Origin of the sequence: Haloarcula halobia, assembly GCF_029338255.1 — an archaeon.
Classification (GTDB): domain Archaea; phylum Halobacteriota; class Halobacteria; order Halobacteriales; family Haloarculaceae; genus Haloarcula; species Haloarcula halobia.
Window position 1 is genome coordinate 372951 of record NZ_CP119787.1, and the last position, 14751, is coordinate 387701.

General features: G+C 52.4%; 19 protein-coding genes. 10 read left to right on the plus strand and 9 right to left on the minus strand.

All coding sequences use genetic code 11. The annotated features are described in order from the left end of the window. Positions 1-11: 11 nt before the first annotated feature. Positions 12-1220, minus strand: coding sequence for a hypothetical protein (locus P1K88_RS01985; protein WP_276412132.1), 1209 nt, complete (start codon positions 1218-1220; stop codon positions 12-14). A gap of 232 nt (positions 1221-1452) precedes the next feature. On the opposite strand from P1K88_RS01985, the gene P1K88_RS01990 reads away from it, so the two are divergent. Then, complete coding sequence (locus P1K88_RS01990; protein ID WP_276412133.1) at positions 1453-1818, plus strand: hypothetical protein; 366 nt, start codon at positions 1453-1455, stop codon at positions 1816-1818. Between the two features lie 34 nt (positions 1819-1852). Here the strand turns inward: P1K88_RS01990 and P1K88_RS01995 are convergent, their stop codons facing one another. Together P1K88_RS01995 and P1K88_RS02000 are read right to left on the minus strand one after the other, a co-directional pair. Beyond that, entirely contained in the window at positions 1853-2281 is a 429-nt protein-coding gene (locus P1K88_RS01995) for a hypothetical protein (RefSeq protein ID WP_276412135.1), read from the minus strand. Between the two features lies 1 nt (position 2282). After that, positions 2283-3047, minus strand: coding sequence for an HhH-GPD family protein (locus P1K88_RS02000; RefSeq protein ID WP_276412136.1), 765 nt, complete (start codon positions 3045-3047; stop codon positions 2283-2285). Between the two features lie 90 nt (positions 3048-3137). Here P1K88_RS02000 and P1K88_RS02005 point away from each other — a divergent pair, with 90 nt between their 5' ends. Next, complete coding sequence (locus P1K88_RS02005; RefSeq protein ID WP_276412137.1) at positions 3138-4451, plus strand: DNA cytosine methyltransferase; 1314 nt, start codon at positions 3138-3140, stop codon at positions 4449-4451. On the opposite strand, the gene P1K88_RS02010 is transcribed toward P1K88_RS02005, so the two are convergent. Together P1K88_RS02010 and P1K88_RS02015 are read right to left on the minus strand one after the other, a co-directional pair. Next, entirely contained in the window at positions 4448-5521 is a 1074-nt protein-coding gene (locus P1K88_RS02010; protein WP_276412139.1) for a PDDEXK family nuclease, read from the minus strand. The genes P1K88_RS02005 and P1K88_RS02010 overlap by 4 nt on opposite strands. Before the next feature lie 243 nt (positions 5522-5764). Next, on the minus strand, positions 5765-6811 hold the full coding sequence (locus tag P1K88_RS02015) for a hypothetical protein (protein WP_276412140.1): 1047 nt from the start codon (positions 6809-6811) through the stop codon (positions 5765-5767). Between the two features lie 273 nt (positions 6812-7084). Between P1K88_RS02015 and P1K88_RS02020 the strand changes: the two genes are divergently transcribed. Both P1K88_RS02020 and P1K88_RS02025 read left to right on the plus strand, forming a co-directional pair. Further along, a complete protein-coding gene (locus P1K88_RS02020) occupies positions 7085-7315 on the plus strand; it encodes a DUF8139 family protein (protein ID WP_276412141.1) in 231 nt (76 codons plus the stop codon). A gap of 31 nt (positions 7316-7346) precedes the next feature. Next, complete coding sequence (locus P1K88_RS02025; RefSeq protein ID WP_276412142.1) at positions 7347-7571, plus strand: hypothetical protein; 225 nt, start codon at positions 7347-7349, stop codon at positions 7569-7571. A gap of 111 nt (positions 7572-7682) precedes the next feature. Here P1K88_RS02025 and P1K88_RS02030 read toward each other — a convergent pair whose 3' ends face one another. Further along, a complete protein-coding gene (locus P1K88_RS02030; protein WP_276412143.1) occupies positions 7683-7913 on the minus strand; it encodes a hypothetical protein in 231 nt (76 codons plus the stop codon). A 175-nt stretch (positions 7914-8088) separates the two neighbouring features. Further along, positions 8089-8457 (minus strand): hypothetical protein, encoded by a 369-nt coding sequence (locus P1K88_RS02035; protein ID WP_276412144.1) that lies wholly within the window; start codon positions 8455-8457, stop codon positions 8089-8091. 156 nt (positions 8458-8613) lie between these two features. Between P1K88_RS02035 and P1K88_RS02040 the strand changes: the two genes are divergently transcribed. Both P1K88_RS02040 and P1K88_RS02045 read left to right on the plus strand, forming a co-directional pair. Next, on the plus strand, positions 8614-8799 hold the full coding sequence (locus P1K88_RS02040) for a hypothetical protein (protein WP_276412145.1): 186 nt from the start codon (positions 8614-8616) through the stop codon (positions 8797-8799). Then, positions 8792-9442: a tyrosine-type recombinase/integrase gene (locus P1K88_RS02045; RefSeq protein ID WP_276412146.1), complete on the plus strand. Its 651-nt coding sequence runs from the start codon at positions 8792-8794 to the stop codon at positions 9440-9442. Before P1K88_RS02040 ends, P1K88_RS02045 begins: the two co-directional genes overlap by 8 nt. Before the next feature lie 6 nt (positions 9443-9448). On the opposite strand, the gene P1K88_RS02050 is transcribed toward P1K88_RS02045, so the two are convergent. Together P1K88_RS02050 and P1K88_RS02055 are read right to left on the minus strand one after the other, a co-directional pair. After that, complete coding sequence (locus P1K88_RS02050; protein WP_276412148.1) at positions 9449-9751, minus strand: hypothetical protein; 303 nt, start codon at positions 9749-9751, stop codon at positions 9449-9451. 173 nt (positions 9752-9924) lie between these two features. Beyond that, complete coding sequence (locus P1K88_RS02055; protein WP_276412150.1) at positions 9925-10089, minus strand: hypothetical protein; 165 nt, start codon at positions 10087-10089, stop codon at positions 9925-9927. A 546-nt stretch (positions 10090-10635) separates the two neighbouring features. On the opposite strand from P1K88_RS02055, the gene P1K88_RS02060 reads away from it, so the two are divergent. The 4 genes from P1K88_RS02060 (at position 10636) to P1K88_RS02075 (ending at position 14361) form a co-directional block, all read left to right on the plus strand. Then, the gene (locus P1K88_RS02060; RefSeq protein ID WP_276412151.1) at positions 10636-11100 is read left to right on the plus strand and encodes a hypothetical protein; all 465 of its coding nucleotides are present in this window, start codon (positions 10636-10638) and stop codon (positions 11098-11100) included. Positions 11101-11307: 207 nt separating this feature from the next. Beyond that, positions 11308-11622 carry a hypothetical protein gene (locus P1K88_RS02065; RefSeq protein WP_276412153.1) on the plus strand — a complete coding sequence of 105 codons (315 nt, stop codon included), beginning with the start codon at positions 11308-11310 and terminating at the stop codon, positions 11620-11622. Positions 11623-11950: 328 nt separating this feature from the next. After that, the gene (locus tag P1K88_RS02070) at positions 11951-12337 is read left to right on the plus strand and encodes a hypothetical protein (RefSeq protein ID WP_276412155.1); all 387 of its coding nucleotides are present in this window, start codon (positions 11951-11953) and stop codon (positions 12335-12337) included. A gap of 326 nt (positions 12338-12663) precedes the next feature. Further along, the gene (locus P1K88_RS02075) at positions 12664-14361 is read left to right on the plus strand and encodes a DUF7845 domain-containing protein (RefSeq protein ID WP_276412156.1); all 1698 of its coding nucleotides are present in this window, start codon (positions 12664-12666) and stop codon (positions 14359-14361) included. Positions 14362-14751: the final 390 nt, after the last annotated feature.

A 14751-nucleotide genomic window follows, 5' to 3' on the forward strand; every position in this document is an offset into this window, starting at 1 on the left:
CGAGTGTGGTGTTACTGGGAAGTCCCATTAAGTGCCTCCAGACTCCGCTTGATAGCCTCGGTATCATTCTGCACGTAGCGACGTGCTGTTTCCACATTATTGATGCGAAGCTGTGTCATCACCGCTGAGAGCCCCTCGGTATTCCCAATTACGGTTCCGGTTCCCCTGCGTATCATGTAGAAGCCGGTCTCTCGATTGGTGGTATCGATGCCTGCCTCTTGCATCAGTCGCCCCATAACACCCTTCTCACCGCCGAGAGAGTCCGCCGAATACGGGTTGCCCTCGCGCGTGAGCCACATCTCGTCCCGCCCATCGTACATCTCGATGGAGTTACGCTCCTTGAGCCAGAGCTTGAGCAGGCGAACTGCCTCCTTTGAGAGGATGCACTTACGGTTATCCCCGCCTTCCTTGCTATCCTCCTCGGGATTTATCCCGATGTGACCCTCGTCGCCTCGGAGATTGAACCACGAGACCTTGGCATCCTCAATCTCGCAGGGGCGGAAGCCGAGGTCGAGCGCCGCGAAGGTCAGAGAGGGGATTTTATAGCTGTTTGCGCGCTCCCAATCCTCCTCTGTGAGGTCTAATACGGGCTTACGAAGCCTCTGGGCGAGGTGAGCCGCCCACTCCTGTTCTTTATCACCAGATTCCATCTGTTCCCTGTCCGGTACAGCGTACGCTCGAAGTGCCGCAGACCTCACGTCTCGCAATTCAGTGGGCAGGAGGTAATCCGAAAAGCCCGTAACTTCCTCCTCAGCGATTTCTTGGTACACATCCTCGCTATCGGGAATCTCGTACTCGATGCCCCGACGTTTGAGGATAATGGCGACGTTGTTAATCGTCCGCCGGTCGGATTTGAGCATGTTATCGCCCGGGGTGAGATGAGTCTTCCAGTATGCGTCGAGCATCTCTGGTTCGATAGCCGTGGTGAACCCGTACTCGTCCCACGCCCACAGCAGGAACGTTTCAATACGGGACTTGATATTCCGCATACTCGCCTTCGAATAGCCCTTCGGCTTGACGTAGTTCGGCTTGCGGCCTCGGTCGAAGGCCCAGCGGAGGATGTCCATCATCCACTCTTCGTACATCTCCAGTTCGAGCGGAGCAAGCTGTTTCTTGATTTCTTCCCGCGTGTCCGGCACACCCATCTCCTCTCGCGTGTACTCTGGGATGTCTGTGTCTGACGAGTACGGCCCACCGATTGTCTGGTTGTCTGAACTCATTTGTCCTACGCTGTGCGAAGAAACCCGACCAAATAAGTTTACGTATTTTTCTCCGTATTCGGAAACAGGAGCTATAGGCTTGCTATAGCGCCGCTATAGATACAGTAGAAATAATCGATATAGGCACATTTGCTCAGATTGTTCGTCATGCGGGTTGCAGTTATCGGCGCGCCCGCGATGTTGTTACACCCTGACCCGGGTGTTCAAGTTGATTGCCTGATTCTGGGGAAATATGCCTGAGTACAGTGAATCAGACCTCCCCTCGGAGACACTCTCGATTAATAGCCGAACATGGCGGCGAGAGAAATTTGACCGTGATGGGTACCAGTGGATTCGCGAGATGGATGATGACGAATATGACTGGAATCCAGAGACGGATGACGTGTCTCTGGTTGGAACCGACACTCCGATTCGCGCAGTGAACCTGCAGTTCCTCGATGGAGAGTGGCACGTTGAAGGTGCGGAGACAGCCGGACCAGACTATCATCGTCCGGGATTCACCGAAACCATCAGTAGTGACTTCTCCGCGTCAGTCCCCGAGGGGTCAGAGGCCGAAGCATTTGAGAAGGTCAAAGAGTTCGCTCGTCGCCTTTCCTGACTCTGATTCACGGGAGCGAGGGTCCAGAATCCCCTCAGTCGTTGAATTCGACGCCTGCTGAGTCGAGTATCAGTTGAAAGTCCTCCTCGCATATCTGGTGGATACTGTGCTGAGGGACTCCAGTCAATCCGGGTCTATCGCAAAGGAATGAAATCTCGTCCTTGAGCCCAGAGTCTCCAATTCCCTTCAGGATGACTGGCGGTTCAAATGCAGTATAGTTCGTAATATGCGCGAAGTAATCAGTCGTCACGCCCGACCCGTTCCCGGATTCTCGCTTGTCTATGTGTGATATTTCACCCGCGCCGAACAGTTCGTATTGTCCGACCCGGTAGTACACGAACCTATCGCCCGCAGTCAATTGCTGGGCCCCGGGGGTATTCCCCCGATAATGGTACACCTCTCCAACCTCGTCATTATAATTGCTCCCGTCAGTTCCCTTCTGATTGAGCCAGTAGTACGCCATGTCAAGCAAGCTTTCCCGAATAGTAGTGACAGGCCTTGTTAATAGGACACGCTTCGCAACTCGGGTCGTTCGGAGTACAGACCAGCGCTCCCAAATCCAGTATTGCAAGGTTGAACGCTCGGGCAAGTGCGGGTTCAGATGGGACGAGGGCATCCAGAAGTGCGTACACTTCATCGCTCTTGTGGGGTTGATTCGGCATGTCGTATCCCAGAACTCGACTTAACACGCGTGCGAAGTTGGAGTCTACGAGAGCGAGAGCCTCTCCTCGTGCAAAAATTTGGACGGCCCGCGCGGTGTAGTCACCAACTCGCCACGGTTCCTTCAGAGCATCAATTGACTCTGGTACCTCTCCACCGTGGTCATTACAAATCATCTCCACCGTTTCGTTGAGCGTTCGAACACGGTGATTCACGAACCCCAGAGACCGAATTGTCTCGCGAACGGTATCTTCCGGGGCGGCGTGAAGGTCCTGAGGCGTGTTGAATTGCTCGAAGAATTGGTCATAGATGGCATCAACGGCATCGGCTCTTGTGCGCTGTAACAGTATTTCCGTGGCATATATCGCCCACGGGTCTGTCGTCTCCCGCCACGGGTACTGACGCCCGTGCTCCTCAAGCCATTCTAACAGGGTAGGGATAGAGGAAACGAACTGGCGGACCCGAGTAGAGGCGTCGTCGATACCTGCCCCGGATGCGACATCGATGGCCGCACCCACATCAACCACCTCGAAGATTTCGTCTTCAGAGACCTGTGTTCGTCCGAGCATTCGTGATTGAGTTGTCCCTCCCCTATGATGAATTCTCCGCAGATTGCGGACCGTTAAGTAGGATGAAGCAACATGCAGTGATAGAACACGATGACGGAACTGACAGCGATTGACCTTTTCTGTGGTGCTGGTGGCCTATCGCAAGGGCTGGAAGATGCCGGGTATGAGGTCATCTGGGCCCTTGACCATGAAGAGAACACCAAGCCGACCTTCGACGAGAATCACGGCTGTGAAATGGAGGTCGGGGACATCCGTGAGACCGAGCCCCCGGACCTTGGTCTTGAGCAGGGTGAGCTAGACCTCGTTGCTGGTGGGCCTCCTTGTCCTACGTTCTCCTTGGTTGGTCGGTCGAAGATTAATTCGCTTGAGGGTCAGAATACGAAGACGGACGACCGACACGCGCTCTACGAGGATTTCCTTCGCTTTGTCTCTCACTACGAGCCAAAGGCGTTTATTATGGAGAACGTCGAGGGGATGCTGTCTGCGACAAATGAGGATGGTGAACAGGTTGTTGATGTTATCCTTGAGCAAATGCGGGACCTCGGTTACGAGGCAGACGCACAACTGCTAGATGCCGCCGACTACGGAGTTCCCCAGCACCGAAAGCGTCTGTTCTTTATCGGAAACCGAATTGGAGCCGAGAATCCCGACATGACCGAGTGGGAGACTCACCGCGAGCCCCGCAACGAGGAAGAGAAGAAAATTAAATACAAGCGCGACCCGGAGGCTCTCGCCGACGAGGACCAGAGTACTCTCGGTGGTTTCGCTGAGGACGAGGAGGAAGATGAGTTCCCTACGTTCAAGAAGAATATTAGCAAGGAACCGTGGAATACGGTTGCTGACGCCATTCTTGACCTGCCTCCTGTCTCTCCAAGTGGGGAGACGCCACCGACAAAAGCAGAAGAATACGAACTTGGTCCAGTATCGGAGTATCAGTACTGGGTGCGTGACATCCCCGAGGACAAAGAGTGGGACGAGATGCCACTTCTCAATCACGAGTGTCGAGGGCACAATATGCGTGACCTGACGCTGTACAAACTGCTCGGAGAGGGTACCTCGTATATAATTGGAGATATTCCCGAAGAACACCAGCCGTACCGGTCAGATATATTCCCGGACAAGTTGAAAAAGCAGAACCCGAAAGAACCCTCGACGACCATCGTGGCCCATTTGTACAAAGATGGCCACATGTTTATCCATCCGAACGAAGCGCGCTCGTTCACGGTTCGCGAGGCGGCTCGGTGCCAGTCATTTAAGGACTCATTCGAATTCCCCGGAGCACGTACACATGCGTTCAAACAGGTTGGTAACGCAGTCCCGCCACTTCTCGCGCAGGCTCTTGGTACAGCGGTCAGAACTGAGGTATTCGACAGTCCAATCAAACAGCCGCAGAAGGCTGATTAGTCCGCCGTCGCTTCTTCCGACAACCGACATCCCGCGAACTCTGCAACATCGCTCAAGAATTCGTCCGCCGGTCGAAGTGCGTACGTTAGTTCATCATCGTCGCTGTATCGTTCCCACACAAACGAATCCCGGGGCACGTAGATACGCCCACCGTCGTCTGCGATAATCTGGAGTTTTTCGCGGCTGATGTCTGCCATCATCAGGGATACGAACCAGACCTCATCGGCTCCGATTTCGGACTGACGAGCGAGCGACTGTTTGAACCGTTCGCGGAGCGTCCGCTTGCAACTGAATCCGATGGTCGCGTCCGGCCCATCCACGATGTTATCGACTTCGAGGTCCCCGAAATGCTCCGGCACGCCAGTTGCAGGAATTCCGAAACGGCTGAAGACGCGCTGGAGACCTGTTTCAAGGACGTTGCCTGCCGTTGCCGTCCGACTTTGACCTGCTCTCCGTTCGTATTCTTGTATTATTCCTGATACTATTCGGATAACATCAGTTTCGCTCCAGTCTGGGTCGTTCTGAAGGTCGTCGAACAACTCACGAAGATACCTGATGAGCACTGCTCGCTGTGCCCCAAGCTGATATGCCTCGCCGTCCACGTCAACGTCAAACATCGCGTCGAAGGCTTTCGTCGCGTCTATCGTGCCATCTTCGCCTTCCAGAGTATCATCAACAATCTCGTGGATTTCATTTTTCCCGAAGGAGGGCGTCGTCTTCATTATACGACTCGTTCGAACGACCGCCCGTGCCGCGATGACGAATTCTTCCACGTCCTCACGGTCATCGATACGGTGAAGGATACGCTCGGTCATGTCCTCCGTCTGGCGGTACTTCTTGCTGATGTCGCCACCGTAGAGCTTGTTAATGGAGTTTCGGATGTGGTCTCGAAGAGTCTCTTTGAGCGAGTCTACGTCCGCCCCTGCATCTAATTCGTCGGAGAGCTTGTCGGAGAGTTCCTCCAAGGCGTCTGCTTCGTTAGTCGCGTACCCGGAGAACCGCGAGGCAACGAGGTCGCGAGCAAACCAGTATGTCTTGTACTCGGCTGGATTCAACTCATCGTCGTCCATAGGGTGGTCCAGACATGTTGGGGTCCTAAATCTATCCAAATCTGGATACATTAACGCGAAATCGCGTATATGTGGAAATTATCTATGCTGAGTCTTCTACCGGAGCTATGTGGGTTTCAAAACTCATCAGTCGGTTCACATCTGCTGGTCAGAAAGGCTCTCGACCTGAAATGAAGGGGTTCGGCTGGGGCCCCAAAATAAACCGAAACATCGTCGTGACAACTGCGCTGGCAGTGGTCTAATTTAGCTTTCATGACCGACACTGAGGTCGCGTATCTCCCCTGTTTTCCGGTAGTGTTGCATATCCTCGGAAAACTCCTCATTCGAGCGCAAATGGAGTTTCCCGTTGGTCTTGTGTTCGTGGGCTTTCTTTCCTCCGTCTATGTCTGGAACCTGTTGAAGAGTTTTTGGCGGAACGTATGATGCGATAGTTGATTTAGCCCATGCCGGGCTCTGCACCGTTCCCTCGAACATACAGTTGTTTACTTCGCTTGGGTCTTGGAAAAATGAGAACAGCACCCACGGAACATTATTAGATACGGCACGGCTCGCGCGTTCGCGAGACGCCGCAGACTTGATTTCAACGTTCAATTGGTCAGTGGATGGATTAGCCCTGTAAACTATCGCATCTGCATTATCATCGTCCGTATCGAACTCATCGCCTTCAGTAAATCCGTCTGCTACAAGACATCGACTACAGATTACCTCATTTGCGTTGCCAGCCATCGATTTTGTTCCGTTGTTCATCGCGGTGACTCGACTGGGGAGTTCCTTCGCACAGATGTGTGCCGTCTCCTCCATCACTCCCTCGATGACATCGCTAAGGCCCTCTATTGTATCGGGGAATCCATCTTGGAGAGCACGTGACTGGAATTCACGAAGACTTGCTTCAGCATACCGTTCTTTCTCTCGGTCTCCCTCAGCAGTACATGCCTGTTGAACCTCGTTGAGGTTCTGGCTGTTTACTGAATCAACGCCTATAGATTGTGCGCAAAGGTCAACCCACACGTCTGATTTCGGGAACTGACCTGCAATATGCCAGAACAGGTCAGGATTCCACCTAAAGAGCGCCTTCACTTTTGATTTGAACGGCCCTTTCCCATAGGTGAGACCCCGGTCCTTTGCCAGTGTAAACGCGTAATCGAAGGAAAGTGGTTTATCTGATTCGTTGACCAGTTCAATAACTATTTTGTAATCATTATACACTCGTGAATCAACACTTTCTTTATTTAGAGCATCAGCCAAGTCATCATCATCGGGGAGACTGAACTCTTCGGTATCTCCACTCATGCGAGGCTGTTGAAGATGTCTCGTTCTGGGTGGATAGACTGAGGACGAGACATCGAGCAGGTCGCGGAATCGCTCTGTCTTCTTTGATTGATGTCGTGAAGACGAATGACCGCATCATCAAATGATTGTGCCATGAGAAGGTCCAGACATGAGATGGTCCTATTTCTTTCGCATATATTGTAAGATAGAGAAGAGAAAATTTGCCAGTATTTCATCAGGCGTTAAGAAAGCCAATCGCAAGTATATTTGAAGATGTGTAGTCATCGTTTCGGTATGACACGCTTCAACGCCGGAGACAGGGTACGAATAGATATTCCCGACAAGGACGACCCAGACCATGAAAAATATCATGGAAGACAGGGCGAAGTCATCGAAATTTTCGAGGATGCGGCGAGCGATGTGACTGGTGACGAACGCGACAACTTGCTCTACAGGGTAGAATTCGACGGTGATGAAGAAATGGACTTCAGATGGCGCGACCTCCGTCCCCCGGAGGACACATGATGTTTTGATTATTGCACTCGTTGGCAAAGATATGGCCGAATACAAGATTGACCTATCGTTTGGTTCTGAAGGAGTGGTTCATTTGCACGTGTTCGACCTTGACGACTTAGAGCCCGGACCAATTGAGACATGCGAGGTTGGCGAGGATTTAAATACAGAGGCACTCCGGCGGGCTTGGAGTCGGTTCTACGATGGATTCGAGACGCCCGATACGGGCGAGTATCTTGAAGAGAATCAGGACGCAGACGAGCTTTGACCTAGGTAGCCTTGTTGAAACCCTCAACAGATGATAAATTCTATTCCGGTGCGGTCAATACAGGCTATAGCTATATCAGTATTAATTACAAAATCTTCCTCCTAATTTACATTACTGTGGCCAGACGACAACATCGTTAACGAGAATTTGTCGAACTTGTCCATCACTATCCATATCAACTTTCACTACCCTACTACCATCGTTAATTTTCACATCAGCGGATTCATCAGACATTTCGACCTGCAAGTCAGCGGTCCCTGAATTAGCAACCAGTTCTGCCATCATGGCGCGACCGTTCGTTTTCGTGCTAGTTAGGGTATTTAGAGTGATTTCGCCGGGCATACATTCTCATTATTCCGGGTGGAGATAATATCACCGCTCTCATTTGGCAGATACGCACATCTTTTCCCGACTGTTTCACACGGGAACCCACCCTAAAAATAGGATTTCAACAGAGCCGACTGGCTGTAATGGTCATTTCGGTTTCATTCGATTCAGTGAGGCACGAATGCGGTTTCTATTCAAACTGTTCTTTCTGGCCCTTGATAATCGAAAGCGTAGCGGCATTCTTAGTCTCGAACTTGTCGCCATCATAGACCGGGAGTTCAATATCTTCTTCCCTGCCTTGGAGAAGTCGGTTCTTACACCAGAGAGCCACACATGCGACACAAGCCCCTAACACGATTGGCAGTTTCAGGCCTTGGAGTTCCTTCACATCCACATCAAGTAACTCAGTAAGACCACTACCAATTGCTTGGATGTTGAGTTTCCCGGCATGCCTCGCAACCCGAGCTAATATAGGTTCAACGCGTCTGTAAGTCTCTTCTGAGAGAACCAGATTCCCTTTGTGGAAACGGTTCATAACGACAGTGGGTGTCACGAGCACTTGAGTTTCTCGCTCAGTTTGGGATTCTTCTCGTAGACTCCCAAACTGAGCCCCGTTTTACCCCCTATATCGAACCAATATCGGCCTGAATGATGGGTGTATTGCAGACTCCCAAACTGAAGGAACACTCATATAATTGGAAGCTAATTGATAATTATGGCGAAGGCCCTCTTCTACCCGTTCCACAAACTGTGGCACAAGCACGACGAGACATGCCCCGAATGTTCCCCGCTCCCGATGGGCGAAATCGAACTGTTCCCGAACGAGGTGGTGATTCGGATGAAGCCGCGCGCCGAAGACCTGTTCAAGAACTGCTACAAGAACGATTCCAACGATGAGTAAACCCGAATCCAAGAAGTCCGTGGTGCATCGCTATATCAACATCCGAGAGGTAGACCTGCTCCGGGACGCCGCACACGACCGAAACCTCCGATACGACTCGCTGGGCCGTCGCCTGCGTGATGAGGTACTCATCGTACTGGCCATCGACCTTGGTCTCCGCGCCAACGAGCTACGTCAGTTGAAGAAGACGATGTTTCGACTGGAGGATGGAGAAGTCGTCCTTCCCGGGCACGTGCAGAAGGATTACCCGAGGGAAGACATCACTCCGGGAGCGGTTACGATGCGCCTCGACCCGTACGGCCACTTCGGGACAGTCCGCCTGCTCCGCTCGTACTTCCAGAGTGAATGGTACCGCGCCCGGGAGAGTGAGTATGTGTTCCCGAGCCGTCAGAGCGCGGTGATGTCGAACCAATCCATCCGCAACGTGGTTGAAGACCTCGCCGTCCACGCGGACGTTACGGTTTACCGTTCCGATGGAGAGCCCGCCGCCCCGTCAGAATTGCACCCTCATGCATTCAGACACTCCCTAGCGAACTATATGCTGGCCGACGAGGAGACCCGGCTTGTGGACGTACGGAACAGATTGCGGCACAGGTCCGTAAATACGACTGAGAGAGTTTACGACCACTTCCAGCGGCGTTGAGAGATTTTAGTCCTCTTCCTGCTCCTGATATACCTCTTCGATTCGCTGAACGGCGTGGAGGTCATGCCGGAAATACCACCGACCATCCTCGGGTTTGTAGACCGCTATTTCCTTGTCTTCTGAATCAGGTCGATACCAGACATCAGGATGTTCTCCGAGGACGCGTTCGATTCGTTCCTCTTTTTTGTCACTACTACAATCGTTGCACAGCAAACGCATCGGCTGGCGAACACCAATCATATAGGGCGCGTCGTAAGTGACCCCGCACCTGTTGCACTCTCGTTCTTCTGTATAGTACTTACTAGGCATATGAGACCCAGTACACGGCACTCAAATGAATGTCTATTGGATTTTCACTTACTCAAACCGAGTGAATGTCCGACTATGACAGCTGGGGTGCCTGTCCACACCTCGCTAGCAAAACCGCGCCACACAATTGATGCACGACGCGGGGACTCGCCTGAAAGCTCACGAAACGTACTCTATTCTGGCCAGTCTTCGAGTGTTGCGTTCGCCCGAGCAGTCAGTTCTCTCTCAACGTACCCGCCGAGGTCGTCAAGCGTGTGGATGTCCGTTGATTGCACGAATTCAACGATGTCCTCTGGGAGTGAGTCAGGTGGGTCGGGATGGTCCATGTCATCGGCCATGACCTGATTCCGCGTTTGTCGAGGATAATGCCGGGGGACGCATCGCTCTGAATGAGGTGGGGGTGGAGACCTCATTCAGACCGGTTTTTGATACGAACGTATGCACGTACGTAGCCACGTACACCACTCTACACACACGTATGTCATACTTCCTATGATTATATTATGTGCCCCCAGTGAACGTGTTTTCTAGGAGGTCATAGTCCCGCCCGAAATTAAGAATTCTACTGTGGCTCGAATAGATACGCAGTCACTGTTTCCTACCGGGTGTAGAATTTGGCTTGAATTCTTACCCTCTTAGGATAGCTCTATAATCAACGACCTGCGTATATTTTCAGTTTCCCCAGACAACGGTCTTCAACCATTATTGGGAGAAGCCTTATACATATATCATCCTGAGCGAATGTATGGTTCCCAAAACCGACGCTGACGTTGATAAAGCCCATCCAGTGCCAAGTATGGAAGTTTCAAAAGACCACACGCAAGTCTCGTGGCGACCCTTCGGGGCTGTTGAGTGCAGTGAGTGTAAGCAGACCAAGCAGTCTGGTGGACGCCTCCGACTCCGTGAGGCTGGTGAGGTCAAACCTCATTACGATGGACTCGTCTGCGAGAACTGCAAAGACGGCCTCATCAATTATGAATGAGCAAGCACCGTGCGACCACAAGTTCACAAAAACCGGCGACACCACTGATGTGGCCGAACTCACTGAGGAATTATTTGCTGAGGAAATCGACACAGTAGCGGATGAGCACGATGTGTCTCGTAATGAACTCACAAAAGTAGTTGCCTCCGACCTCGGCTTCTGGGTTCCGACAGACCGAAGTTATGTTGACGACGACGTAGCGATTGTACTCGGCACTCACAAGGAACTGACCGTCCCTGACACATACCGAGATGCCGTACAGCGTGTCCACAATCGTGCGGCTGAACGTATTACTGCCGACTCTGACTGGAACGTGGCCGAACAAACAGAAGTCTACGTCGCACCGCGTGAACTCCAAGGTCGTTAAGCAAAGCACCTCTTAGTCAATCAATCCGTTTGTCAGATAGTAGATGTGAGGGAGATATTGTAATGAGTCTTCGTCTCCGGCCTTTCAGCGTGACGACGCGAAATTCATCTTCCGCCCTCACATACGTATCACCAAGTTAATCTACCTCGCTCACTGGATAAATCAAGATAAGTAGTTATATATCGTTCATATTTCGTGTCGGACAGTATGGAGAAAGACAGCGATGAGATGCCTGCCCTGCGCGATGTGTGGACCGAAGAGAATCCGTATCAAGAAACAGAACAAGATGTGTTCTTAGAGTGGGAGAACGGGGCACAGGCTCACGTACACATTACCGAGACTCTGGAGTACGCGCTCACAGTACGCTGGCCTGATGGCGGCGTCGCTGGGACAGAACCGCTGGCCAGCGAAACCAGTTCCGCGTTTGGTGCCTTGAGAACCCTGAATGCTGTTCTGGCTCAAGACGAGAATAGACGGCTCCGCGATGAGTATCCCGCCGTCCACGCGGTGTTGACGCCGTGAGATTAGTATCAAATTCTTGCTCTGAATGGGGTGTGTTGCGGTCTGAATGAGGTGTGTCCCCAGTGCAACCCAAACAATCCGGGCACCCCGGGAAGCACCCATGTAGTGGATGATTTGCGTCATCTCCGGCGGCCCTGCCAAATGCCGGGCACTCTGTTATCGTGGTCACCCCATCCCGCACGCGATACGAGGGTACCCTCCATAGAGAGGGGTCGTTAGTTCCCTCAGATAACAGATGAAATCGGTGAGATAACATCTGATAATAAACGCATCTCACCGAACTCATATGTTATCAATACATTTGCACCTTGATTCCCTCATCTCCAATATGTACCCCAAACACGAGCGGATTCTGGGCGCACTACAGTTGCTCGACGGGGCGGCCAGTATCGATGAACTTGCACGGGCAAGCGGTATCTCGAATCGTGACATCAACAATTCCTTGCGAACTATCGAACCAGAGTTCGTCACCATTACTGGAACAAAGTCACGCCGAGGCGACCGCCGCGATGACCCGAAGATGCTCCGACTGACCGACGAAGGCCACGAAGTAGCAAAGGAGGCGTCAGTGAAGCTATACGAAGACAAGCCAACCGTTGCGTTGCATGAGACGATGAACCGACTGAGGGCGCGTGTTACCGCAATCGAGGATGCTCACGCCGCGCTGGAGAAAGAGAATCGAAAACTCAAGCGTATTCTCCTCGACGAACTCTGAAAAAGGTCTGTTGTCCAGTAACAGTTGGAATATTACCCCAGCACAGCATGTACTCAGTCCTTTCTCAGTAGGGCGAAAACTGAAAAGCGAAATTTCAAGGCCAAGTTACGGGACTAAGAGCATTTTTGTTGTATGAGTTTTCCAATTCCTTCTCTCAACGTGAGACCGTCACGCTTGACGTGAGAGGCTCACGTTTCAATCTGCCGACACATATTTGCCATAATACACGAACTAGTCAGTAACCGATTGATGCTTTCCCAGAAATGGGGTGTCACAGCACCCCTCTAGCGTCGGTCGGGAATCCCTCCCTACATGGGATGACCAACATGATAGAAGACGCGCACGAGCCGCATATATCTAGCGGCACTGATACAGCAGAATCGCCTCAGAACAACAGTTTTTCCACTGAATCGAAGGTTTTCTCCCGGGGCACGACTCACGGGTGTGACATCTGGTTCCAGATTAACGATAAGGGCCGCCTCCACCGCGAACTTTCTTCGCTCTGTCGTAACCTCGACCAAAGCACGGGTCACGCTTCGTCAAGCAACAACCCGCACAAGCTCGGTCGTCTCAACGGTAGCTGGACGGCAAGTAGTGATTATCAGGACGTTGGCCTCTTCCCGAGCGGCGTCGAGTACGGCTCGCAAGGTAATTCGGGAAACTGGACACAGAATGACTGCCATGTGCTCAATCTCTACGACAGTATCTGTCGAGGCTCTTCAGGTATTGCGGACAACGCTCGGAAACTCCGAGTCGAAGTTCACGAGCGGGCGGATGGACTTGTGTACGAAGATGGAAATGAGTATTCGTGGCCTGCTGGGTGGCAGACTGAACAACAATATGAGGGAACCGCGATTCGCATTCAAGCGTCGTACGTCTTTGACCTGTACGAGACTATTCGTCACGCGTTCGAGTATCTATTAGTCGCATTCAGCAAAGCGAGGGCCAAACGATACGCTCGGGACATCATCCACGAGACTGTTCGCTTCAGTGGTCTCGAACTGCATCATCGCCACCATCTCCGTACGAAGGATGCAACTGTCCAGACCCTTCGAGATTCGGCCCGTCTAGTCGTGTCCGGTGACGCGAGCGGGAAAGAGAAGGCAACTGTTGAGCGCGGTCACTACCAAATCTATGCGTTTTCGACGACGAATCTTGGAGCAATTGGGTTCGATACGGATATTACGTATGAGCTTCCGAATGGGGAATCTCGGACCGAATCAGTTCCGAAGCACTACCTGAAGGAGTATATGCATGAGGAGGCTCACAGCTTCTCCGACTCGCACGCCTTGGCCCACCCGAAGCTGGAGGTCAAACACCGGGGTGCGTTTCCCGCACCCGCATGGGACGCGATGGTTGAACACCTCCACGAGGTCCTGCACGCGCACATCGAGTGGGCGGGCATCACCGAAGACGACCTCATAAGTGACGAGTGGTACACTCCCGGAGAACCCATCGAGACAGCGACCCCAGAGGATTACAAAATCAAACTCCGCGAGTACTTCGAAAGTGACGGACTCCAGCGGACAGTCATCGGGATGCTGTTCGAGCGCCAGACGATGGCCATTCACGACATCCTCCACCTCGTGGTTCGCAACAGCCGTAACAACCGTATTAGCTACGACGAACTCGCGGAACTTACTGGACTTAGTAAGAGCACCATCGGGAGACATGTGGCCGAGTTGGAAGGACATCAACTCGTCTTACGAGACCACCAAGGCCGTGCGGGAATGTGGGTTACAGTCACCGAGTACGCGAAAAAGAAGGTCGGTGGCCTGCTTGACAAGATGCGGACTTGCGGGGATGTACTTCGTGACATCGCCTCGCGAAAGGAACAGCGCAAGAGGGACGCACCCGCGAAGCGCCGGGCGCAAGATAAGGCCCAGCAGAAGTCAGAGTCGGAATCCGACCAGTCTACACTAAAACCGAGTGACCCGTGGACACCGGAAAAGACTCCGCGTGACCGCTACCTTGGTGAGCAGACAAAACGGAGAGTCTCGGATGACAACCTCGGCCCACCATAGGTCGAATCATTACCCCGGGGTCGCGGGACTCCTGAGCGACAGCTATCTCTTTTTGAGGTGGTTTCCGATAGTACGAGGGCATTCTCGCCCAATTTCTCACCAAATCCTCAAAGTGAAGGTCTCGAATGCCGAGTTTTCGTGCAAGACCTTGGTGCATCTGATAAACTGGACGTGAAAGCATGATTGTTCGATAGAGGTAAAATGGCAAATTTCGGGCTTTCTATGCCTTGTACGCGGGGTTTGGTGATGAAAATGTGGCACGTTCCTGTGCCAGTCCCCCTTAGACTATTGCGGCTAACAAAGGACGGGCAGGGCCGGTCCCGTTGGAGTCGCACTTGTTCGAAGTCAGGGCACGTTGGACACCACATCAAATATGGCATGTAGCCGCCG